A 21,492-nucleotide genomic window follows, 5' to 3' on the forward strand; every position below is an offset into this window, starting at 1 on the left:
TTATGCAAATGATCTTATTACGTTACATCTGCGTCCTTTAAACGCACTTCATTTAAAAAGAACAACATTGCTCTTTTTTCATGTGGGAATACTTAAAATTTCAAAAAAAACACCATACAACAAGTCATACGTATATGACTATAATAGCTTAATCAGGTATGGTAAAAAATGAGGAGTAAAAAGTCCAACCTTTGTTTTACATTGAATTGAACTATAGGTCAAATATCGAAAATAAAATCATATAAAAACATACGTGGATACACGTATTTAATTGGGAATGAAGCACTTGTAGGAATTTTCTGGTTAATGTATTTAGTAGGAATCGACTTACATACAAAAAAGGTCGTTTAATGACACAAAAAACGACCTTTACTCAATATGTTAAAATTTTGTTAAATTTACTTGGTGAACAGTAATTCACGGTATTTCGTTAGAGGCCAGATCTCATCATCGACTAACAACTCCAGTTTATCACAGTGATATCGAATCTCATCAAAATACGGTTTAACCTTGTTACAGTAGGTAGCCGCTCGCTTTTCGGCATCCATAATTGTATTTGCCTTCTTGCGTTCGTTAATCATATCGGTGATTCCTTTGTTGATATTTGCAATGTGACCGGAGATTTGTTCGATTAAAGCCATTTGCTCACCAGCAAGCTTTTTAAAGTCTTTTCCGTAGATTTCTTTTAGGCCCTGAACGTTTTCTATGAGAACATTTTGATAACGAATTGCTGTAGGAATTACATGATTTCTTGCAATATCTCCTAAAATTCTTCCTTCAATCTGAATACGTAGTGCATATTCTTCAGTTTCAATTTCATAACGAGCTTCCATTTCTACCTTACTCATAATACCAAGTCCTTCAAACAGGTCGATTGCCTTTTTTGAAACCTTGGCCTTTAAAGCTTCGGGAGTGGTTTTATGATTACTCAAGCCTCGCTTTTTAGCTTCCTTCTCCCAGGCTTCGCCATATCCGTCTCCTTCAAAACGAATTCTCTTAGAGTCCTTAATATATTCTCTTAGTACGTTGAAGATGGCATCGTCCTTTTTCATCTTCTTATCCTTGATAAGTGCATCAACTTTTACTTTAAAATCCATTAGTTGTCTTGCTACAATGGCGTTTAACACAGTCATCGGATTTGCACAATTGGCCTTCGAACCTACAGCGCGTAATTCAAATTTGTTTCCTGTAAAGGCAAATGGAGAAGTACGGTTTCGATCGGTATTATCCAGAAGAATTTCCGGAATCTTGCCAACCACATTTAGTTTAAGATCTGTCTTCTCCTGTGGAGATAACTTTCCATTGGTTACTTTTTCCAATTCATCCAGCACTTCGGTTAGCTGGCTACCAATAAAAGCCGAAATGATTGCCGGTGGAGCCTCGTTCGCACCCAAACGATGATCGTTACTTGCACTTGCTATAGAGGCTCGTATTAATTCTTCATATTCATTTACCGCCTTCAACGTATTAATAAAGAAGGTCAGGAATTGAAGGTTTTTCATAGGCGTACTCCCGGGTCCCAAAAGATTAATACCGGTGTTAGTAGCCAGAGACCAGTTATTATGCTTCCCGCTTCCGTTTACTCCTTTAAAAGGTTTCTCGTGGAAGAGTACTTTAAAATTATGCCGATCTGCAACCTTGTCCATTACATCCATTAATAAGGAGTTGTGGTCTACTGCCAAATTGGTTTCTTCAAAAATAGGCGCCAACTCAAACTGATTGGGAGCTACTTCGTTATGACGTGTTTTCACCGGAATTCCCAAATACATACATTCGGTTTCCAAATCACGCATATAATTTAGTACACGAACCGGAATAGACCCAAAGTAATGATCGTCTAACTGCTGACCTTTTGCCGAAGCATGTCCCAATAGAGTTCTTCCTGCTATAGCGATATCCGGGCGTGCAGATACCAAGGCTTTGTCAATCAAGAAATATTCTTGCTCCCAACCTAAGGTTGCAATCACCTTAGTGACATTTTTGTCAAAATACTTTGCAACAGCTGTTGCAGCTGTATCAATCGTTTGAAGCGCACGTAATAACGGTGTTTTATAATCTAAGGCCTCACCAGTATATGCTACGAATACCGTAGGGATACAAAGTGTGGTACCGTATAAAAATGCAGGCGATGTTGGATCCCAGGCCGTATAGCCTCGGGCTTCAAAGGTATTTCTAATACCCCCGTTTGGAAAACTTGATGCATCAGGCTCTTGCTGCACAAGTTGTCCGCCTCCAAATTTTTCAATTGCTTGTCCGTTACTCAAAGTCTCAAAAAAAGCATCGTGCTTTTCGGCTGTAGCTCCGGTAAGGGGTTGAAACCAATGTGTGTAATGCGTGGCCCCTTTTGCAATTGCCCATTCCTTCATTCCGGTAGAAATATGGTCTGCATAAGGTCTGGCGATTTTCGATCCGTTTTCAATAGCATCCATAACACTATTGAAAGAATCTTTGGTAAGATATTGACGCATAGCTGCCTCGTTGAATACATTTTTACCAAAAATAGCGGAACGCCTTTCGGGTTCTTCCACTTTAACTGGAACTCGGTTTAAGGTTTCTTTAAGCGCTTGAAAACGTAATGTTGACATAAAAAAAGACTTTAAAAGTGATTAGATAGATTTAAACAGTGCAAAAATATATCTTTTTTGAAATCACCCCCTATTTTTTTATGTTAAGTTATTAATAATTTCATGTTTGTTGTTTATAACCCCCTATTTTATCTTCAATTATGTGTTCAAATAGTATATATATGCCGAACACCCCCTGTTTTGATAGGGGTTAGTTAAAATATTAAAATTATAAATGAATTATAGTCGAAGTAGACGGAATTATCCTAAAAAAGCCATCCCGATAAAGACTGCATAGGCCGCTACCATAATAAGTCCTTTTGTACGTCCAATTTCAAAACGTTTTGGAATAAAGGCTAATGGAATAAGAATAGCAGCAAAACCGAGCATCCAAAAGATATCATTGGTTAGCACCAATTCACTTTTTAGAGCAATAGGCTGAATAAGCGCCGTAATTCCCAATACCGACGCAATATTAAAAATATTAGAGCCTATTAAATTTCCAAGCGATATGGCCTTCTCCTTCTTGAGAGCAGCAATCACTGAAGCTGCCAATTCAGGCACACTGGTACCAACTGCAATCATGGTTACTGCAATTACCCGCTCGCTCACACCAAGGGCAGTTGCCATATCAACAGCCCCTTTCACCAGTAGCTCACTTCCAAAATAAAGTGCAATACCACCTAGAAGCAACCATATAACAATTCTAAAATTAGTGGCTTTAGAGAGACCTTCATCGATGCTATCATCGGTTGGTTTGGTTTCGGGAGCATTTTTCGCTCTTCGAAGTAGAAAAAACAAATAGACAAAAAGAAGTAAAAACAAAACGCCTCCTTCCATTCTATCGATTTGCTGTCCGCTTTTGAGCAGGAAATAAAAAACAACCGATAGGAACATCATCACCGGCCAATTGAATTTATAAAAATCCTTATCGATTGCCAAAGGCGTTATAATAGATGTGATTCCCAACACCAAACCAATATTTGCAATATTTGAACCAATAACATTTCCCAATGCAATATCACTAAATCCATCTAATGCGGCCTGCACACTTACTAATAATTCGGGTGCCGAAGTTGCAAAGGAAACAACCGTTAAACCAATTACCATTTTTGACAATTTGAGCTTAAAAGAAAGCGCAACGGAGGATCTCACTAAAAACTCGCCCCCTACTACCAATAATAGTAAACCCAAAAAAATGTAAAGTATGCTCATAAAAAAAATTAAGCCACGAAGATAGTAATTTGATTTTCCATACACGAACCAAATTTTTTCCAGAAAACAAGCTTCAGACAATAAAAAACTAAAAATCCAGTTAAATAACTACAAGTATAGTTGTATAACTATAAAAATAGTTTTATGTTTGATATTAAATAATGTATATGAACAAAATACTAGTTTTTGCCAGCGGAATTATCTTACTCCTTTCGGGTTGTAAAAAATCTGAGAATTTGAATCTGTCTTTGGCCGAAAAAGAAGCTATCAAAAAACAAATAGAAACCGATTTGGCTGCAGGGATTAATGCAACTATTCACAAAGACATTGATGGCTATATGGACAGACTCCCCGAAGACCTTATTATATATGACGAAAGCGGAGAAGAAATTTCCAGAGAAACACAACGTGAATACGCTCTAAGAGATTGGTCAATTATTGACACTACGCTTGTTATTAAGATGGAGATTGACAGTATTCAGTATTTAAAACGTGATAGCATATTTGTGTATACCTCTCAATATTGGAAGCGTATGATGTTTCAGAGAGACGGGATTACACTGGATACCGTGGTCACAACGCAGAAACACAAGGAAACATGGAAAAAGAATAAAAAGGGCTGGTTTGGATATACCATCGAAGAACTTGGGGGAACCATTTATATTAATGGTGAATTATATAAAGAATAATAAAATTGCTATGGAACAGCTTACAAACAAAGAAGAAGAAGTAATGCAAGCGCTTTGGACATTAGAAAAAGCCTTTGTAAAAGAAATTGTAGTCCAACTTCAGGGTGAAAATCATTACAATACGGTGTCAACCATCGTTCGAAATTTGGAAGAAAAAGGCTATGTGTCCTACATCGCCTATGGAAAAACCCACCAGTATTATCCTTTGGTAAGCAAAGAAGCCTATACGAAAACCTTTATGAATTTGGCAATGAAGCGCTATTTCGACAACAACTATAAAAGCATGGTCTCCTTTTTTGCGAAAGATGAAAAAATAAGCGCCAAAGAATTACGAGAGATTTTAGACATTATAGAAAATCAAAAATAATATGGAACTACTTATTTATTTAGGGAAATCTGCCGGAATCATAATGCTGTTTTATCTTGTATACTATTTATTTGTTCAAAATAACACGCTCTTTTCGGCCAAGCGTCAGTTTCTTATTTTAGGCGGAATAACTGCCTTCTTCCTCCCCTGGGTCGAATTTAATAAAGTTATCTATGTTGAAGCTCCTGTAATAGAGCCCTTGGAAATTACCGAATCGGTTCCTCTTACACATATCATTCAGCAAAATGAAGCTGTAGCCATCTATTGGTGGGAGATTTTACTTACGATATACCTTTTGGGAGTGCTTGTGCTATTCATCCGATTTATATATCAACTTATTTTCCTGATAAATATAATTCGCAGCTCTGTTTCTGAAAGGATTGAGGGAGCAATTCACGTTAGGGTACCCCAAAACATTTCTCCTTTTTCCTTCTTTAAATACATTGTGTATAACCCTACTTTACACAGCGAGGATGAGTTGAAAATGATTTTGAAACACGAGCAAATTCATACGCACCAATGGCATACGCTGGACATCCTGTTTGCAAACCTGCTCGGTATTTTGCAATGGGTGAATCCGTTTGCATGGCTCTATAAGAATAGTATTGAAGAGAATCTTGAGTTTATTGCCGATAACAAAACTGCAGCTCAGGTACCTTCCAAAAAAGCATATCAATTGGCGCTGGTTAGGGCTTCATCACCCTCCACTGTTCCGGCGCTGACTAATAATTTTTATCAATCATTCATCAAAAAACGAATCATTATGTTAAACAAAAGCACCTCAAAAAAAGTCAATGTATGGAAACTCGGCATTATTTTGCCTTTACTGGCGGTATTTCTTTGGAGTTTCAATGTAAATGAAGTTGTAAAGTTTAAAACTACGACTTCGGAAATTATCCCTGCAGAAACCGATGCGGTTTCCACCGATGCTATTCCTTTAGTTTCAGAAAAAACTGTTGCCGAAAGCGATAAAACTGAAGCTGTTGTCCAGCCAAAAGACGAAGAAGAGTTACCGGTAATGGTAACACCTTCTGCTTCAGAAAAAGAAAAAAGCTTAGCTTCAATAATTTCAAAAAACACCCAACCGGTGTACGATATCTATATTCGGATTACAAAAAACACCACCGAAGCCGATCTTAAAATTCATAAAAAGACGTTGAAAGAAGAACACAACGTCAACTTTAATTACAGTAATTTACAATTTAACGCGAATGGGGAACTTACAGCAATTTCGGTAACTTATAGCGACAACAAAGGAACCAACGGAAATTATTCTGTAAGTGAGGACGGTCCAATTGATGATTTCTACATCTATCTTACCGACGATGGCTCTATCGGATTTGGAAGTGAAAACATCGAAAAACGCCGGGCCGAACGAGACGTTCGTGCGGCAGAGCGAACCAAAGCGCGAGTGGAAAGAATAGAGCAGCGTAAAAAAGACAGCAAATTGAGTTTGGAGGAAACCGACAAACGAGTAGCGAGAGCTGAAGAACGTGCCCAATTGGCCAAAAAACGTATGGAAATTAGAAAAGAAGAGCGGGCAAAAGCTATGGTAGATCGCAAATATGCCATTGCAAGTTCTTCTGATGTAGAAGATCTAGGTGATGTAGTTGTAGCGGGAGATGTTGATGATGTACTTTATGTAGACAGAGACCGAAACAGACGAGGAAATATACGTATTACCAGCAATACAACAGATAGTGAACTGGAGGATTTAAAAAATGGTTTGGCCAAAAGGAATATTACGTTCAGCTATAAAAACGTTAAGCGAAATAGTGATGGTGATATTATTTCCATTAAAATTAAAATGAAAAACGAAAACGGCTCCGAATCGGTTTCAAACATAAAATCGGATGGCAAGCCTATAAAACCCATTCGACTGAATTTACAATAGCCAAAAATTTGTTCTCAAGAAAAGTCTCGTTTTACGAGACTTTTTTATTTGTAAATTTATAGAATGAAGAAATCGTTTTTTAAAGTCCTGGCAAAAATCAACAAGGCTGTTCTTCCCAGTTTCACTAAAAAGGGTGTAGATCTAGCCAAGGCCTCTAAGTTTCAGATGGCCTTATTTGCCTTTAAATTATGGGTGACAAAAAATTCGTTGGACTAATAGGTTAGCATTGCCCGAAGCTCATATTTATTAAGCTTTTCTGCGCCTTTCAAAAAAGACAATTCAATCAGGAAATTGCATTGTACAATTTCACCTCCCAGTTTTTCTATGAGTTTGCAGGCTGCACGAGCCGTCCCGCCGGTTGCCAACACATCGTCGTGCATAAGTACCTTGTCTCCTTTTTGTATAGCATCTTCGTGAATTTCCAGCGCATCCATCCCGTATTCGAGAGTATAGGGCTGTTTCAGGGTATTATAGGGAAGTTTTCCCGGTTTACGGATGGGCACAAATCCTGCCTGCAGTTCATTGGCTAACAAGGTTGCAAAAAAGAATCCTCGGGACTCGATTCCCACAACTTTATCTATTCTTTGCCCTTCAATAAATTTTAATAATTCTGAAAGGCAAAATGCGGTTGCTTCAGCACTGGCCAATAAGGGAGTAATGTCTTTAAAAACAACACCCTGCTTCGGAAAATCGGGAATGTCCCGTATGTACTGTTCTATTGCAACCATGACGAAAGTTAACCAATAAAAGCAAGTGAGACAATTGTTTCGGTTTTTTTTTGTGAAATCGCTCCGTGCTTCCTCGTAAAACTCCATTTTGAAAATCAAATAGGATTGCCTGCGGCCGTCCTGACAAAGCTCCGCTTTGAAAATCAAAAAAGCGCTAAAAAACAAAAGCAAGCTATAGTCTCAATTTAGAAGAGTTGATGGATTACTTCGTGATCCTTAGCGCTCCGCGCTGAAAATCAAACAGGATTGCCTGCGGCCGTCCTGACAAAGCTCCGCTTTGAAAATCAAAAAAGCGCTAAAAAACAAAAGCAAGCTATAGTCTCAATTTAGAAGAGTTGATGGATTACTTCGTGATCCTTAGCGCTCCGCGCTGAAAATCAAACAGGATTGCCTGCGGCCGTCCTGACAAAGCTCCGCTTTGAAAATCAAAAAAGCGCTAAAAAACAAAAGCAAGCTATAGTCTCAATTTAGAAGAGTTGATGGATTACTTCGTGATCCTTAGCGCTCCGCGCTGAAAATCAAACAGGATTGCCTGCGGCCGTCCTGACAAAGCTCCGCTTTGAAAATCAAAAAAGCGCTAAAAAACAAAAGCAAGCTATGTTTTTTAGCTTGCTTTTTTGATTTATTCGTGACCTCGACAGGATTCAAACCTGTAACCTCTTGAGCCGTAATCAAGTGCGCTATTCAGTTGCGCCACGAGGCCTTGATTTTCTTATTTTGGACATTGCCGCGTAAGAGGGTGCAAATATAAAATATTATTACGCAATTATCATAACGGATTTTAAAAAATACAGCTTCAAAAAGATTTTATGAGCTAAAAGTATGCTACATCGTATCTGTAGGCAAATTTAGTGGTTGATTTCTTACACTAGCTCGGCACTCAGCCCTGCATCCAACAGCATACTGCAACGTGGCTCCAATTCGTCGTAAGACCCTGTTTTTACGGTACATTTTCCTTTGTAATGTACAATGATAGAACATTGTTCGGCCTGCTCCGGCGTGTGCTCACAGGCGTAGATAAGTGTATTAATTACGTGGTCGAAGGTGTTTACATCGTCGTTGTAAAGGACAATCTCATTCTGCCTGTCTTCCTTTTCGGCGTACAATACATCTTCCTGTATTTTTTCTTTGGTACTCATAACAAATCGTAAAACTCTAAATTACAAATTTTGCTGCAATCCAGTTATTTTTCTTCTTGTTATCAACGAAGGTAAAACCCAAATTATTGCAACTTTCACAAATGATTGGCAAATCTTCTTCGTAAAATCCGCTTAAAAATAGGGTTCCGTTAGGTAATAAACTATCACGGTATGTTGCCATATCCCCTAACAAAATGTTCCGGTTGATGTTCGCAATTACCACATTATACTTGTGCTTCGGAATGATTGAAGCATCTCCTAAATGCACTGTAATTCCCATACAGTTGTTCCGCGCCACATTTTCTTCCGAATTTTCAACGCACCAGGTATCAATATCTATGGCGTCAATAGATTTAGCGCCTCGCATTTCAGCTAAAATTGCCAGCACAGCCGTGCCGCAGCCCATGTCTAATACCGCTTTATCGTTGAAATTGTGCTCCAAGAGATACTGAAGCATCAAAAAAGTAGTTTCGTGATGCCCCGTCCCGAAAGACATTTTAGGCTCTATAATTATCTCATACGCCACATTCCTCTTGGGATGAAAAGGCGCCCGCACCACACAGGTACCGTCAACTTCGATGGCTTCAAAGTTCTTTTCCCATTCTTCGTTCCAATTTACCTGTTCTATTTCTGAAAAGGTAAACTGAATTGTAAATTCTTCCGAAGTGAGTATTTGAATTCCTTCTAAAATATCCTCATGCCATTCATCCTTCTGAATATAAGCTGTTACCCCCTCTTCTGTTTCCACAAAACTTTCAAATCCGGAAAAACCCAATTGTGCTATTAATATTTCGGTGCCCGGCTGAAGCGGTTTCACAGTAAACTGATATTCTAAATAGACTTGCGACATTAAAAAGCGTTTACAATTGCAATAAAACTTTCGGCATCCAGAGAGGCGCCGCCTATGAGTCCGCCATCTACATCCTTTTGACCAAATATTTCCTCGGCGTTGGCGGGTTTTACGCTTCCTCCGTATAAAATAGAAACATTTTCTGCAATGGCTTCTGAATAGTTTTCTGAAATGGTTTTACGAATAAATTGATGTATTTCCTGAGCTTGTTCGGGAGAAGCTGTTTCTCCGGTGCCTATTGCCCAAACCGGTTCGTAAGCCAAAATAATGTGTTTCCAGTCTTTTTCGGAAATATGAAACAAGCCGTCCTCCAATTGTTCGCGGACTACATCAAAGTGCTTTCCTGCCTTTCTATCGACCAACTCTTCGCCAAAACAAAAAATAGCAGTCATATTGTTGCTTAAGGCCGAATTAACCTTTTCAGCTAGCAGTGCGCTGTTTTCATTAAAATAGGCACGACGTTCGCTATGACCCAAAATAACGGTTTCAACCCCGATGCTTTTCAGCATAACAGCCGAAACTTCTCCGGTAAACGCACCTTTTTCAGACTGATGCATGTTTTGCGCGGCAACAGTGACAGGATGTTCGCGTAAGGTATCACTGGCATACTGTAAATTTGTAAAGGCCGGTGCCACCATAACATTTACATCTTCAGGAAACACCTGTTCTTTCAGTGCGGCTAAAAGAATAGTGGTTTCCGAAAGGTCATTATACATCTTCCAATTACCGGCAACAATTTTCTTTCTCATAACTTAGTATTTTAGTATTTTGGATACTTAGATTATTGGCTATTGCTACTTCCTGCTAATTTTAGGATCCAGCCATCCGTAAATTACGTCTACAAAGATATTGATTAGTATAAACAAAGTGGCAATCACCAATACAGCGCCCATTATTATGGGCAGATCGAGGGTGTTTAAGGCGTCAACTATTTCTTTTCCCAAGCCATTCCATCCAAAAATATATTCCACAAAGACCGCTCCGGCAAGCATGGAGGCAAACCACCCCGAAATTGCAGTTACCACCGGATTCAGCGAATTTTTAAGAGCGTGTTTTTTTATTATGGTATAAAACGACAAGCCTTTGGCCTTGGCAGTACGAATATAATCCTGTTGCAAAACTTCCAGTAAAGAGTTACGCATTAACTGACTCACAACCGCGAGCGGACGTATTCCCAAAACTATGGCCGGAAGTAGTAAATTTTTCCATTGAATATAGGCTCCTTCGCCAAAATCGTCAACTTCATAGAGGCTTCCTGTCATGTTTAAACCTGTGTATTCATGCAATAGAAATCCGAAGATCCAGGCAAAGATAATCGCACTAAAAAAAGACGGCACGCTCATTCCCAGCGTGCTAATTAGCTGAATGGCTCTGTCTATCCATCCGTCTTTAAAAAGCACCGAAATAATTCCTAACAGCACCCCTAAAATCATCGCAATTGTAATGGCTGAAACTGCCAGAACAAAGGTATTAGGAAGAGTTTCGGCGATTACGGAGCTCACTTTTTTACCGTTTTTCTGAAAAGATTCCCGCAAATAAGGAACTTTTACAACCACATGTGTCTCTCCCATGGTAAACAGCGGTGTCGCTTTGTATTTATTTTCCGAAAGATAGGTGTAGTCATCACTGTTGGCACTGTGAAAAGAAAGTGGTGACAAATCGTTTAGATAATACAAATATTGGAGTCCGATGGGTTTATCGAAGCCATACTTTTTCTTGACCACCGCAATTTGTTCGGCATTTTCATTTTGACCCAGCATCATACGCGCAGGATCTCCGGGAAGAATGGTAAACAACAAAAAAATAACTGTAACTACTCCAAATAACGTAAGCAAGGCATAGCCCAATTTTTGCAGCAGATATCCTGTCACCTTAGTTAAGTTTTAAATCTTTTGCATCGTTATAATGCACTTTTTGTGTGATGGTGCCTTTTCGCAGTTCCAAAATTCCGGGGTTGCTGCGTACAATTGTTTTTAACGTAGTTTCATCACAGAAATAGAAGTTAAAATTAAATTGGTTTTCTCTGGCGACTCCATCCATCACTTCCTGTGAAGAAGCCGACATGCCTATTACCTTATATCCCTTTTTTAACGCCTCGTTTGTAACTTCTTTAACTGCTGCAAACCCTTCTTTTTCGGACATTGCAAGATTGTAGACAATTATTACAATCAATTTATCTTCATTTAAAAGCGCTGTGGTGTAATCTTCTCCGTCGCGTTCTATGCTAAAATCATGCACCGGCGGTTCATAACCGGCCTGAATCTCTTTGGTCTCCACACTTATAAATTCCCCATCCTGAGTTGGATAATCGCCGTTTGTAGTGATAATCTTTTCTTCTCCGTTTACTTTAAACTTCCAGTTATATTCGAAAATTGGAATGGGAGCTCCCTCCGGAACTGTCATCCCTTCAGAAATATTTGAACCTATTTTATAAGCCCGGAAGTCGATAATTGGCAAGTGCTGAAGCACATAATAGGTTATTCCCAAACAGCCTACAAACGAAGCAAATACAATAAGGCTACGGGTTCCGCTGGTAAAGAAAGGTTGAATGTACTTTTTTCCGAAGAAAAGAATAAGAATCAAGACCAGTAATATCACGTCTTTGGTAAACGATTCCCAGGGAGTTAATTTTAACGCATCTCCGAAGCATCCACAATCGGTAACCTTGTTAAAGTAGGCCGAATAAAAAGTAAGAAATGTAAAGAAAACAATCATTAGCAATAAGCTCCAAAGTGTGAACTTTTTGGCATATCCAATAATGATCATGACGCCCAATAACACTTCATAAATTACTACAAAGATGGCAATGACTAAGGCGTAGGGAACCAGAAATTCCATATCGAGTACATCGGGTGCGAAGTAATCCTTCAGTTTAAACGAAAAGCCAACGGGATCGTTTAGTTTTATTAATCCGCTAATGAGAAATAATATTCCAACAAATATTCTTGAGATTCCAACGAGTACTTTCATTCTGTTTCTTTTAAATGTATTAAGGCGAAAACCGCATAATTAATCATATCCTGATAATTGGCATCAATGCCTTCGCTTACCAATGTTTTTCCTTGATTGTCTTCAATTTGTTTAACCCGCAATAATTTCTGAAGAATTAAATCGGTTAGCGAACTCACCCGCATATCGCGCCATGCCTCGCCATAATCGTGATTTTTATCCATCATAAGTTGTTTGGTGATGGCAATCTGCTTGTCGTATAATTCAATAGATTCTTCAAGGGAAAGGTCCGGCTGTTCTACAACCCCTTTTTCCAGTTGAATCAATGCCATGACCGAATAATTGATGATTCCGATAAACTCGCTTATGGCTCCTTCATCCACTTTTCGTTCGGCATTCTGCTGAAGGCCTCTAATGCGCTGAGCCTTTATAAAGATCTGATCGGTTAAAGACGGAAGTCGTAAAATGCGCCAGGCACTTCCGTAGTCTTTCATTTTATTGATAAACAATGCTCTACAGGTTTCAATTACGGCATTGTATTGTTTTGAAGTATCCGACATTTCGTTTCTACTATTTTGCGTAAATTTCGGGTAAATAAATCAATTTAAAAAATTGCAAACACTCAATTGTAAAGGTAGACTTATCGACCTTTCCGTCCCTAAGGTGATGGGGATTATTAATGTGACCCCCGATTCGTTTTACGACGGCGGAAAAACAACTTCAAGAGACAACATTTTAGTGCAGGCAGAGCAGATGCTTAGCGACGGCGCTACGTTTTTGGACATTGGTGGTTACAGCTCGCGTCCCGGTGCCGAAGACATTTCAGAAACTAAAGAACTGGAACGCATCCAGCCGGCTATTGAAGCAATACTTAAAAAATTTCCTGAAGCCGTACTATCTATCGATACCTATAGAAGTAAGGTCGCCAAAAAAGCAGTTGAAGCGGGAGCCGCAATAGTGAATGATATTTCGGGAGGTGTATTAGATTCTGAAATGATCCCCACCGTTGCCACACTAAAGGTTCCTTATATTTTAATGCATATTCGAGGTACACCACAGGATATGACACAACACACAAATTATAAAAACGTGGTGACCGAAGTGCTGAATTATTTTTCAGAAAGAATTGCGGTAGCGAGAAAAGCGGGTATTAATGATATTGTAGTCGATCCGGGTTTTGGCTTCGCCAAAACCCGGTCTCAAAGCTTCGAACTACTGAATCATTTGGAATTGTTTCAGCAGCTGAATACTCCAATTTTGGCAGGGCTTTCCAGAAAATCACTGATTTATAAAACGCTTGAAACCACAGCCACCAATGCACTTAACGGCACAACAGTACTAAATAGCATTGCTCTTTATAAAGGTGTTTCTTTGCTTCGCGTTCACGATGTAAAAGAAGCAAATGAGTGTATTGCATTACTCCAAAACCTTAAAAACGAAGCATAATTTTCTATAATTTTAAACTACATTTACAAAAAGCCCGGACAAATTGGAATTCTTAGATTTTACTGAAATAAAGATTATTGATGTAATAGACGTGCTCCTTGTGGCATTCCTGATGTACTACATTTATCGCTTGGTAAAAGGTACTGTCGCTATTAATATCTTTGTAGGTATTGTTATTATTTACGGTATCTGGAAGCTTACCGAACTACTGGGAATGGAACTTTTCAGTAAAATTCTTGGAGGCTTTCTCGGTGTTGGAATGTTTGCCCTAATCGTAGTTTTTCAGCAGGAAATCCGAAAATTTTTGTTGATGCTCGGGTCTACAAATTTTAGCGCCCGAAAGAAATTTTTAAGACAATTTAAATTGCTCTCCAGTGAAGGCGGGACACGAACCAATGTAAAGGTTGTCATCGATGCCTGCCGACGAATGGGAAATACCAAAACAGGGGCCCTTATTGTGTTCCAGCGCAACAACAGTTTGGATTTTGTAAAAAACACCGGAGACGAGATGCAGATGGAGGTTAATATGCCCATTATTGAAAGTATTTTTTTTAAAAACAGTCCGTTACACGATGGCGCTATGATTATCGAAGAGAATATGATTACCGCCACACGTGTAATTTTACCGGTTTCCAATGACCGAAGTATTCCGTTACGCTTTGGTTTGCGTCATCGTGCCGCAGTTGGTATCACCGAAAAAACTGATGCAGTTTGCTTGGTAGTTTCCGAAGAAAACGGACAAATTTCCTATCTAAAAGATGGGGACTTCGTTTTGTTTGAAGACCTCTCCGAATTGCAAAAACAGCTTGAAAAAGATCTGACCTATTAACTCTATGGATTGTAAAAATTGTCGCACTCCCCTTTTAGAAAGCCATTTCTTTTGCCCGAATTGTGGTGGAAAAATAATAAGGAAGCGCATCAATTTTAGAAATCTGCTAACCGATTTCAGTGCGCAATTCTTGAATTACGACAATAAGTTTTTACAAACCTTTATTGCCCTCTTCTCCCGCCCAAATGATGTTATTGGGGGATATCTGCAAGGTGTTCGTAAAAAATATGTCAATGTTATTGGGTACTTTGCCATTGCACTAACGCTATCGGGATTGCAAATTTTTCTACTCAATAAATTCTTCCCAGAGGTACTCGATCTATCTTCTGTAACTACCAAAGGAACCGAAGAATTTTCAAAGAAAAATCTGGAATTTATCAACGAATACCAATCGTTGATTATGATGTTGTATGTCCCATTATATGCCTTCTTAGCAAAGTTGGTGTTTTGGAGAAATAAAAAATTCAACTATGCAGAGCTATTGGTAGTCTTTACTTATATTCTTTCTCAAATTTCGATTATTAGTTCCGTTATCACGATTGGTTGTGCTTTTTTCGGTGTTTCTATTGGATCGATGGCGTTATTTTTAATTCCAATGCAAATAATTTATTCGGGGTATTGCCTTAAGCATTTGTACGGTTTATCAATGGAGGGGATACTATTACGAACGCTGCTCTTTTTCTTAATTCTGGGAATTTTCTTTGTGATCACTTCGGTAATTGCCGGAGTAATTATGTATAATTCGGGAGCATTTAAAGAGGTAATTGAAGCGCAAAGAGCCGCTCAAAATGTATCTTACACCGCTTCTTCGGTCATAAACTGGACTTCATAGAGTTTGCGATAGTAACCATCTTGCTTCTTAAGCAATTGTTTATGAGTTCCTGTCTCTACAATTTTACCCGCATCCATCACCAAAATAGTATCGGCCTTTTTAATTGTGGCTAAACGATGCGCAATTACGATAGAAGTTCTTCCTCGGGTGATTTTTTCGGTGGCAGTCTGAATCATTTCTTCGGAATAAGAGTCAACCGAAGACGTTGCTTCATCTAAAACCAAAATACTGGGCTTGGTTACATAAGCTCGCAAAAAGGCAATCAACTGTCGTTGCCCCGAAGACAGCATGGTTCCGCGTTCCTTTACATTGTAATGATATCCGTCCGGAAGTGTTTTAATAAACTTATGTACTCCAATTTCTTTGGCGGCAGTAATAACCTCTTCTTCAGAAATATCGGGGTTTTGAAGCGTAATATTGTTTAATATAGTATCTGCAAACAAGAAAACATCCTGCAACACTATAGCAATATGACTGCGGAGAGAGCTTAATGTGTAGTCCTTTATTTCGGTACCGTCAATAAGTATTGCGCCACTGTTTATTTCGTAAAACCTGTTCAACAAATTAATAATAGTCGATTTACCCGCGCCTGTAGCTCCTACAATGGCGACGGTCTCTCCCGGTTGCACCGTAAATGAAATATCTTTTATAACTTCTTCATTCTCGATATACCCAAATCGAACGTTTTTAAATTCAATGAATCCGTTTGTTTGTTCCAAAGTTACTTGTCCTTCATTGGCAATGTGTGATTTGGTGTCTAATATTGCAAAAACCCTGTTTGCAGCGACCATGCCCATTTGCAGTGTATTAAACTTATCGGCAATTTGGCGTAGTGGTCTGAAAAGCATTTGTGCCAATTCGATAAAGGCTACAATGAGTCCCAGGGTAATCCCGCCGCCTTCCGCCGCATTGAGTCCGCCGTACCAAACAAGCAATCCTATGGCCACGGAAGAGGACATTTCAGCAATGGGAAAAAAGATAGAGTTATACCAAACGGTTTTCACCCATGCCTTTTTATGTTCCTCATTTATTTCTTTAAAGTGTTTGAATTCGGTTTCTTCCCGCGTAAAGATCTGTACGATTTTCATCCCCGTGATACGCTCCTGAACAAACGAATTTAAATTGGCTACCTGATTTCGAACGTCTTCAAAAGCTATCTTCATAGCGCGTTGAAAGACACGCGTAGCATAGAGTATCAAAGGTAAAATTGCAAAAACAATAAGCGATAATTCCCAACTTTGCCACAGCATAAAGCCTGCAATAACCACCATTTTTAAGAGGTCACTTATTATCATAAAGAGACCTTCACTAAAGATGGACGAAATGGTTTCTATATCGTTTACCGCTCTGGTTGTAAGGCGTCCCACTGCACTCTTGTCGAAATATTGCATCTTAAAGCTCGTCATAAGTTTGAAGAGTTTAACACGCATATCCTTGATAACACTTTGCCCCAGCCAGTTGGCATAAAAGATAAAGGCAAACTGAAAAATCACCTCCAATAATAAAACCGCAAACATCAGGGAGATAAAGTACACCAGACTTTCCCCATCCTGAGGCACTACAGATTCATCTATGGTGCGCTGAAGCAGATACGGTCTTAAAATAGCCAAGCCGGACATGGCGATGGCGGCGAAACCTACAAAATAAAAAATGAGCTTGTACTTATTGGTAAACGCCAAAAGACGCTTAAACAATTTAAAATCGAATGCATTACCGGACTCTTTCATCTATTTACAACTGCAGGGACTACTTCTTTTTTATGAATTAATTTTTATATGTTCCGGATAGGTAACCTCAGTAAGGTACAATCCATGAGCGGGAGCAGATGCTCCTGCTTTATTTCTGTCTTTACTTTCAATAATTTCGTGAAATTGTGAAAGTGAAATTTTTTCAAAGCCTACTTCTAACAGGGTTCCTACAACGGCACGAACCATATTTCGCAAGAACCGATCGGCCACAATGGTGAAAATCAATTGTGAATCTCTTTCAGTCCAAATTGCTTTTTGCACCTTACAATAATACGTTTTTACGTCGGTTTTAGAACGTGAAAAGCATTGAAAATCTTTATAGTTTAATAACGAATTTGCTGCCTCATTCATTATATCGACATTCGGTTTATGATGAATATAATAGGAGAATTCGTCGAGAAAAGGATCTTTTTTAAAACTAATTATGTACTCGTATGTACGGGAAACCGCATCAAAACGTGCATGAGCCTCTTTTTTTACTTCAAAAATATGCTGTACCGAAATATCCTTCGGAAGAAACGAATTAAGCCTGTACATCAAGTCCGGAATATCTTCAATCACTTCCTCATCAAAATGCGCAAAGAGTTGTTTGGCATGTACTCCAGTATCGGTTCTTCCAGCTCCGGTGACCTTAATGTCTTTCCTAAGCAAGGTGGATAGTGTTTGTTCAAGCACCTCCTGAACACTAACAGCATCGGGTTGAATTTGCCAGCCGTGATAATTTTTTCCGTTGTAGGCTATTTCAATAAAATATCGCACACTTTGGTTTTAAAAACACAAAATTACGATTTACGATTTACGATTCAGGGTTCAGCCTCATAAATTATTCTTTAAAAAACGGGTGCCGGCTTTAAAAAAGAAACGCCAAAGAACAATTACATTTGTAATAACAAAAATTTAAAAAAGTGACAAAAATTCTTCTCCTAAGCGATACCCACAGTTATATAGATGAAAAAATTCTGCAGTATGTTGGGCAGGCCGATGAGGTTTGGCATGCAGGAGATATTGGTGATCTTGCCGTGACCGACAACATTAAGAAGCTAAAACCCTTACGTGCCGTTTACGGCAATATAGACGATGCCAAGGCACGAAATGAATTTCCCTTGCACAATCGGTTTTTTTGTGAAGGAGTTGATGTTTGGATTACACATATTGGGGGTTATCCGGGAAAATACAGTCCGAAGATACGGGAAACACTTTATGCCAATCCGCCGCGCCTCTTTATCACCGGGCATTCGCACATCCTTAAGGTTATGAATGACAAAAAAACCGGGCTACTACACATGAATCCCGGCGCGGTTGGAAAACACGGATTTCAACAGGTACGCACCATGCTACGATTTGAGATTGATGGTGAGAAAATTCAGAATCTGGAGGTGATTGAGTTTAAGAAATAAACTCTATTCACTGTTCATGACTAAAAATTAAATATAAAGTGGTGAGCGGTGAGTAGTGAGTAGTGAGTAGTGAGTAGTGAGTAGTGAGTAGTGAGTAGTGAGTAGTGAGTAGTGAGTAGTGAGTAGTGAGTAGTGAGTAGTGAGTAGTGAGTAGTGAGTAGTGAGTAGTGAGTAGTGAGTAGTGAGTAGTGAGTAGTGAGTAAAACTAAATTATTCTTTATTCTTTATTCTTTATTCTTTATTCTTTTCTAACTTTTCTTCAACAATTTGTCAATTCGCTATTTCGCTAATCCATTTTACCTTTCACCTTTCACCCTTCACCCTTCACTATCAAAAAAAACGAAAAAACCCCCAAAGATGGCATTCTTTGAGGGCTTCGCACTAAAATATACTAAGATGTAGTTTAACGTAACCTGTCAACAGATTTTACGAGATCCTCGTCCCTTTTAATGGCCTTATTGGCCAGCACTAAAAAAACGATAGAAATGACGGGAAAAAGCACCCCAATACCCTTCTCTGAGACCAAAGTCTCTCCGGATACATTTAGCGACTTGTACACGAAAACTCCCAGTAATACAAAGATTAATATGATCGACAAACGGTTTAATACAAATTGTAATTGCCGCTTTTTATAACTTAAAATTGAAATAATAATAAGACCCATAGCCCCAAAAATAAGTAAGAATGCCAAAGGGTCACTAGGCAGAAGCACCGCAACACCTGAAGCATCACGCAGGGTAGGAAACCACAAATACAACCCTCCCATTAGGAGAATCGATAGGATTAAATACACTGTTTGAATACGCTGTAGCATGAAAGTAGCTTCTTATTGGATGCAAAAATAGCGTTTCTTTTTAAAAAAATTAAATGCAAAATTTAATTTATTGTTGTATACTTGCAGTATCAATTCGTAACCACTTCAACAACGGTTACTTAGTCTTCGATAAAATTTTCAACTAATTACCTACCCAGAAAATTATCTAGTATCAATTTAAACTTATACATTTTTTAAATGTTTGAAATTTCAGAATTAAAAACAAAACTATTACCTGAACTTCAGGAAATAGCCAATGCTTTAGGTGTTCCAAAATACAAAAGCTTAAAAAAATTAGACCTTGTCTATCAAATCCTCGATTATCAAGCTGCCAATCCAAAAGCGATCAAAGCAGTAATTCCTGAAGCTCCTGCAGCCAAAGTAAATGCCGAGAAAACAACTTCAGAGAAAACTACTTCAGAGAGATCAACTCCCGAAAAAGTGACATCTGAACAACCTGTGAAGACAGAAAAGGACGATAAAAAACCGCAACAACGAGACAACCGACAACGACCTCCGCGTACCGACAATCGAAATCAGAAAAACACACCCCGACCTCAGGAAGCGAAAAAGCCAAAAGAAGATGACAAAAAATCGTCGTCCGACAAAGAAGGGAATGTAGCTGAAAGTAAGCCGAAACATCAAAAAGATCACAACCGACAGAAAGACGGCAATAAACATAGTACTCCGCACAACAGTCCGAAAGAAAACCGAAATAACGGCAACAAGGACAATAGAAACCGATACAAAGAACCCGATTTTGAGTTCGACAGTATTATTGAAAGTGAAGGTGTATTAGACATTATGCAGGATGGCTACGGTTTCTTGCGCTCCAGTGACTACAATTACCTTTCATCTCCCGATGATATTTACGTGTCGCAATCGCAGATACGACTCTTCGGACTTAAAACCGGAGATACAGTATTGGGAGAAGTAAGACCTCCAAAGGAAGGTGAAAAGTATTTTCCACTTATTAAAGTGAACAAAATAAACGGTTTAAATCCGAACGTGGTGAGAGACCGTGTTTCTTTTGAACATTTAACACCTTTATTTCCAACCGAAAAATTTAATATAGCCGGAAAGCAAAGCACTATATCCACCCGAATCATCGATTTGTTCGCTCCAATTGGAAAAGGACAACGAGGTATGATTGTGTCTCAGCCTAAAACCGGTAAAACGATGCTTTTAAAAGACATCGCAAACGCAATAGCCGCTAACCACCCGGAAGTATATCAAATTATTCTTTTAATTGATGAACGCCCGGAAGAAGTTACCGACATGCAACGAAACGTAAGTGGTGAAGTTGTTGCTTCTACTTTCGACAAGGAAGCTACCGAACATGTTCGTGTTGCGAACCTGGTTATCGATAAGGCAAAGCGATTGGTAGAATGTGGTCACGATGTAGTGATTCTTTTAGATTCAATTACACGTTTGGCCCGCGCCTACAACACCGTACAACCCGCAAGTGGAAAAATATTAAGTGGAGGGGTGGATGCCAACGCATTGCACAAACCTAAGCGTTTCTTTGGTGCTGCCCGTAACATTGAAAATGGAGGATCCTTAAGTATCATTGCTACGGCACTTACTGAAACCGGATCGAAAATGGACGAGGTTATTTTTGAAGAATTTAAAGGAACCGGTAACATGGAGCTTCAGTTGGATAGAAAGATCTCTAACCGCAGAATTTTCCCTGCCATCGACCTTACCTCTTCAAGTACACGTAGAGACGATTTACTGCTTGATGAAGCCACTATACAAAGAATGTGGGTAATGCGTAAGTATCTGGCCGATATGAATCCTGTGGAAGCCATGGAGTTTATAAACGACCGTGTAAAACAAACCCGAAACAACGAAGAGTTTTTAATCTCAATGAATGGATAAAAGCCCTTCTGTAAAATTTGTCATCCTGAATTTAATTCAGAATCCTTTAAAACTGAGGAAAACATTTTTTAGAAACTGAATCAAGTTCAATTTGACAAAAGCAGATTCTTAAGAGTCTGCTTTTTTTATGTGCTATTTCTAAAGAATAGG

At 38.8% G+C, this 21,492-nt stretch carries 21 protein-coding genes and 1 tRNA gene; 9 read left to right on the forward strand and 13 right to left on the reverse strand.

Going from position 1 to position 21,492, the window contains the following annotated elements:
- Positions 1-398: 398 nt before the first annotated feature.
- Together ATE92_RS01710 and ATE92_RS01715 are read right to left on the reverse strand one after the other, a co-directional pair.
- Positions 399-2,585 (reverse strand): glutamine synthetase III, encoded by a 2,187-nt coding sequence (locus ATE92_RS01710; protein ID WP_100802059.1) that lies wholly within the window; start codon positions 2,583-2,585, stop codon positions 399-401.
- A 240-nt stretch (positions 2,586-2,825) separates the two neighbouring features.
- A complete protein-coding gene (locus ATE92_RS01715; RefSeq protein ID WP_100804311.1) occupies positions 2,826-3,779 on the reverse strand; it encodes a calcium/sodium antiporter in 954 nt (317 codons plus the stop codon).
- A gap of 167 nt (positions 3,780-3,946) precedes the next feature.
- On the opposite strand from ATE92_RS01715, the gene ATE92_RS01720 reads away from it, so the two are divergent.
- The 4 genes from ATE92_RS01720 (at position 3,947) to ATE92_RS01735 (ending at position 6,945) form a co-directional block, all read left to right on the forward strand.
- Entirely contained in the window at positions 3,947-4,468 is a 522-nt protein-coding gene (locus tag ATE92_RS01720) for a hypothetical protein (RefSeq protein WP_100802060.1), read from the forward strand.
- A 10-nt stretch (positions 4,469-4,478) separates the two neighbouring features.
- Complete coding sequence (locus tag ATE92_RS01725) at positions 4,479-4,835, forward strand: BlaI/MecI/CopY family transcriptional regulator (RefSeq protein ID WP_100804312.1); 357 nt, start codon at positions 4,479-4,481, stop codon at positions 4,833-4,835.
- A 1-nt stretch (position 4,836) separates the two neighbouring features.
- Positions 4,837-6,729 (forward strand): M56 family metallopeptidase, encoded by a 1,893-nt coding sequence (locus tag ATE92_RS01730; RefSeq protein WP_100802061.1) that lies wholly within the window; start codon positions 4,837-4,839, stop codon positions 6,727-6,729.
- A 63-nt stretch (positions 6,730-6,792) separates the two neighbouring features.
- Positions 6,793-6,945 (forward strand): SsrA-binding protein, encoded by a 153-nt coding sequence (locus tag ATE92_RS01735; protein WP_100802062.1) that lies wholly within the window; start codon positions 6,793-6,795, stop codon positions 6,943-6,945.
- On the opposite strand, the gene ATE92_RS01740 is transcribed toward ATE92_RS01735, so the two are convergent.
- The 8 genes from ATE92_RS01740 to ATE92_RS01775 form a co-directional block, all read right to left on the reverse strand.
- Positions 6,942-7,457 carry an adenine phosphoribosyltransferase gene (locus tag ATE92_RS01740; protein WP_100804313.1) on the reverse strand — a complete coding sequence of 172 codons (516 nt, stop codon included), beginning with the start codon at positions 7,455-7,457 and terminating at the stop codon, positions 6,942-6,944. The genes ATE92_RS01735 and ATE92_RS01740 overlap by 4 nt on opposite strands.
- A gap of 629 nt (positions 7,458-8,086) precedes the next feature.
- A tRNA-Arg gene (locus tag ATE92_RS01745) sits at positions 8,087-8,160 on the reverse strand.
- A 160-nt stretch (positions 8,161-8,320) separates the two neighbouring features.
- Positions 8,321-8,596 (reverse strand): ATP-dependent Clp protease adaptor ClpS, encoded by a 276-nt coding sequence (locus ATE92_RS01750; RefSeq protein ID WP_100802063.1) that lies wholly within the window; start codon positions 8,594-8,596, stop codon positions 8,321-8,323.
- A gap of 16 nt (positions 8,597-8,612) precedes the next feature.
- A complete protein-coding gene (gene prmA / locus ATE92_RS01755) occupies positions 8,613-9,446 on the reverse strand; it encodes a 50S ribosomal protein L11 methyltransferase (RefSeq protein ID WP_100802064.1) in 834 nt (277 codons plus the stop codon).
- A complete protein-coding gene (gene tpiA, locus ATE92_RS01760) occupies positions 9,446-10,195 on the reverse strand; it encodes a triose-phosphate isomerase (RefSeq protein ID WP_100802065.1) in 750 nt (249 codons plus the stop codon). The genes prmA and tpiA overlap by 1 nt, the downstream gene beginning before the upstream one ends.
- 45 nt (positions 10,196-10,240) lie before the next feature.
- Positions 10,241-11,317: an ABC transporter permease gene (locus ATE92_RS01765; protein WP_100802066.1), complete on the reverse strand. Its 1,077-nt coding sequence runs from the start codon at positions 11,315-11,317 to the stop codon at positions 10,241-10,243.
- A gap of 1 nt (position 11,318) precedes the next feature.
- Complete coding sequence (locus tag ATE92_RS01770) at positions 11,319-12,416, reverse strand: BT_3928 family protein (protein WP_100802067.1); 1,098 nt, start codon at positions 12,414-12,416, stop codon at positions 11,319-11,321.
- Positions 12,413-12,955: a DUF1599 domain-containing protein gene (locus tag ATE92_RS01775; protein ID WP_100802068.1), complete on the reverse strand. Its 543-nt coding sequence runs from the start codon at positions 12,953-12,955 to the stop codon at positions 12,413-12,415. The genes ATE92_RS01770 and ATE92_RS01775 overlap by 4 nt, the downstream gene beginning before the upstream one ends.
- Positions 12,956-13,007: 52 nt before the next feature.
- Between ATE92_RS01775 and folP the strand changes: the two genes are divergently transcribed.
- Genes folP through ATE92_RS01790 form a run of 3 tightly spaced genes read left to right on the forward strand, consistent with a single transcriptional unit; the run spans position 13,008 to position 15,502 of the window.
- Complete coding sequence (folP, locus tag ATE92_RS01780; RefSeq protein ID WP_232729097.1) at positions 13,008-13,841, forward strand: dihydropteroate synthase; 834 nt, start codon at positions 13,008-13,010, stop codon at positions 13,839-13,841.
- Between the two features lie 43 nt (positions 13,842-13,884).
- Positions 13,885-14,670, forward strand: a complete 786-nt coding sequence (locus tag ATE92_RS01785) for a diadenylate cyclase (RefSeq protein WP_232729098.1) — start codon at positions 13,885-13,887, stop codon at positions 14,668-14,670.
- A gap of 4 nt (positions 14,671-14,674) precedes the next feature.
- Positions 14,675-15,502 carry a DUF3667 domain-containing protein gene (locus ATE92_RS01790; RefSeq protein WP_100802070.1) on the forward strand — a complete coding sequence of 276 codons (828 nt, stop codon included), beginning with the start codon at positions 14,675-14,677 and terminating at the stop codon, positions 15,500-15,502.
- On the opposite strand, the gene ATE92_RS01795 is transcribed toward ATE92_RS01790, so the two are convergent.
- Both ATE92_RS01795 and truA read right to left on the reverse strand, forming a co-directional pair.
- Complete coding sequence (locus ATE92_RS01795; protein ID WP_100802071.1) at positions 15,466-17,229, reverse strand: ABC transporter ATP-binding protein; 1,764 nt, start codon at positions 17,227-17,229, stop codon at positions 15,466-15,468. The genes ATE92_RS01790 and ATE92_RS01795 overlap by 37 nt on opposite strands.
- A 30-nt stretch (positions 17,230-17,259) precedes the next feature.
- Positions 17,260-18,009: a tRNA pseudouridine(38-40) synthase TruA gene (gene truA, locus ATE92_RS01800; protein ID WP_100802072.1), complete on the reverse strand. Its 750-nt coding sequence runs from the start codon at positions 18,007-18,009 to the stop codon at positions 17,260-17,262.
- Between the two features lie 146 nt (positions 18,010-18,155).
- Here truA and ATE92_RS01805 point away from each other — a divergent pair, with 146 nt between their 5' ends.
- Positions 18,156-18,647, forward strand: coding sequence for a metallophosphoesterase (locus ATE92_RS01805; RefSeq protein ID WP_100802073.1), 492 nt, complete (start codon positions 18,156-18,158; stop codon positions 18,645-18,647).
- Between the two features lie 403 nt (positions 18,648-19,050).
- Here ATE92_RS01805 and ATE92_RS01810 read toward each other — a convergent pair whose 3' ends face one another.
- Positions 19,051-19,461, reverse strand: a complete 411-nt coding sequence (locus ATE92_RS01810) for a DUF4293 domain-containing protein (RefSeq protein ID WP_100802074.1) — start codon at positions 19,459-19,461, stop codon at positions 19,051-19,053.
- 198 nt (positions 19,462-19,659) lie between these two features.
- On the opposite strand from ATE92_RS01810, the gene rho reads away from it, so the two are divergent.
- Positions 19,660-21,342, forward strand: a complete 1,683-nt coding sequence (rho, locus tag ATE92_RS01815) for a transcription termination factor Rho (protein WP_100802075.1) — start codon at positions 19,660-19,662, stop codon at positions 21,340-21,342.
- Positions 21,343-21,492: the final 150 nt, after the last annotated feature.

It is taken from the genome of Ulvibacter sp. MAR_2010_11 (genome assembly GCF_002813135.1).
Taxonomy (GTDB): Bacteria; Bacteroidota; Bacteroidia; order Flavobacteriales; family Flavobacteriaceae; genus Altibacter.

Bases quoted from the DNA above. Each gene is read 5' to 3' on its own strand.
- ATE92_RS01710 (WP_100802059.1), bottom strand. From the start codon at position 2,585: ATGTCAACATTACGTTTTCAAGCGCTTAAAGAAACCTTAAACCGAGTT.
- ATE92_RS01715 (WP_100804311.1), bottom strand. From the start codon at position 3,779: ATGAGCATACTTTACATTTTTTTGGGTTTACTATTATTGGTAGTAGGG.
- ATE92_RS01720 (WP_100802060.1), top strand. From the start codon at position 3,947: ATGAACAAAATACTAGTTTTTGCCAGCGGAATTATCTTACTCCTTTCG.
- ATE92_RS01725 (WP_100804312.1), top strand. From the start codon at position 4,479: ATGGAACAGCTTACAAACAAAGAAGAAGAAGTAATGCAAGCGCTTTGG.
- ATE92_RS01730 (WP_100802061.1), top strand. From the start codon at position 4,837: ATGGAACTACTTATTTATTTAGGGAAATCTGCCGGAATCATAATGCTG.
- ATE92_RS01735 (WP_100802062.1), top strand. From the start codon at position 6,793: ATGAAGAAATCGTTTTTTAAAGTCCTGGCAAAAATCAACAAGGCTGTT.
- ATE92_RS01740 (WP_100804313.1), bottom strand. From the start codon at position 7,457: ATGGTTGCAATAGAACAGTACATACGGGACATTCCCGATTTTCCGAAG.
- ATE92_RS01750 (WP_100802063.1), bottom strand. From the start codon at position 8,596: ATGAGTACCAAAGAAAAAATACAGGAAGATGTATTGTACGCCGAAAAG.
- prmA (WP_100802064.1), bottom strand. From the start codon at position 9,446: ATGTCGCAAGTCTATTTAGAATATCAGTTTACTGTGAAACCGCTTCAG.
- tpiA (WP_100802065.1), bottom strand. From the start codon at position 10,195: ATGAGAAAGAAAATTGTTGCCGGTAATTGGAAGATGTATAATGACCTT.
- ATE92_RS01770 (WP_100802067.1), bottom strand. From the start codon at position 12,416: ATGAAAGTACTCGTTGGAATCTCAAGAATATTTGTTGGAATATTATTT.
- ATE92_RS01775 (WP_100802068.1), bottom strand. From the start codon at position 12,955: ATGTCGGATACTTCAAAACAATACAATGCCGTAATTGAAACCTGTAGA.
- ATE92_RS01790 (WP_100802070.1), top strand. From the start codon at position 14,675: ATGGATTGTAAAAATTGTCGCACTCCCCTTTTAGAAAGCCATTTCTTT.
- ATE92_RS01795 (WP_100802071.1), bottom strand. From the start codon at position 17,229: ATGAAAGAGTCCGGTAATGCATTCGATTTTAAATTGTTTAAGCGTCTT.
- ATE92_RS01810 (WP_100802074.1), bottom strand. From the start codon at position 19,461: ATGCTACAGCGTATTCAAACAGTGTATTTAATCCTATCGATTCTCCTA.
- rho (WP_100802075.1), top strand. From the start codon at position 19,660: ATGTTTGAAATTTCAGAATTAAAAACAAAACTATTACCTGAACTTCAG.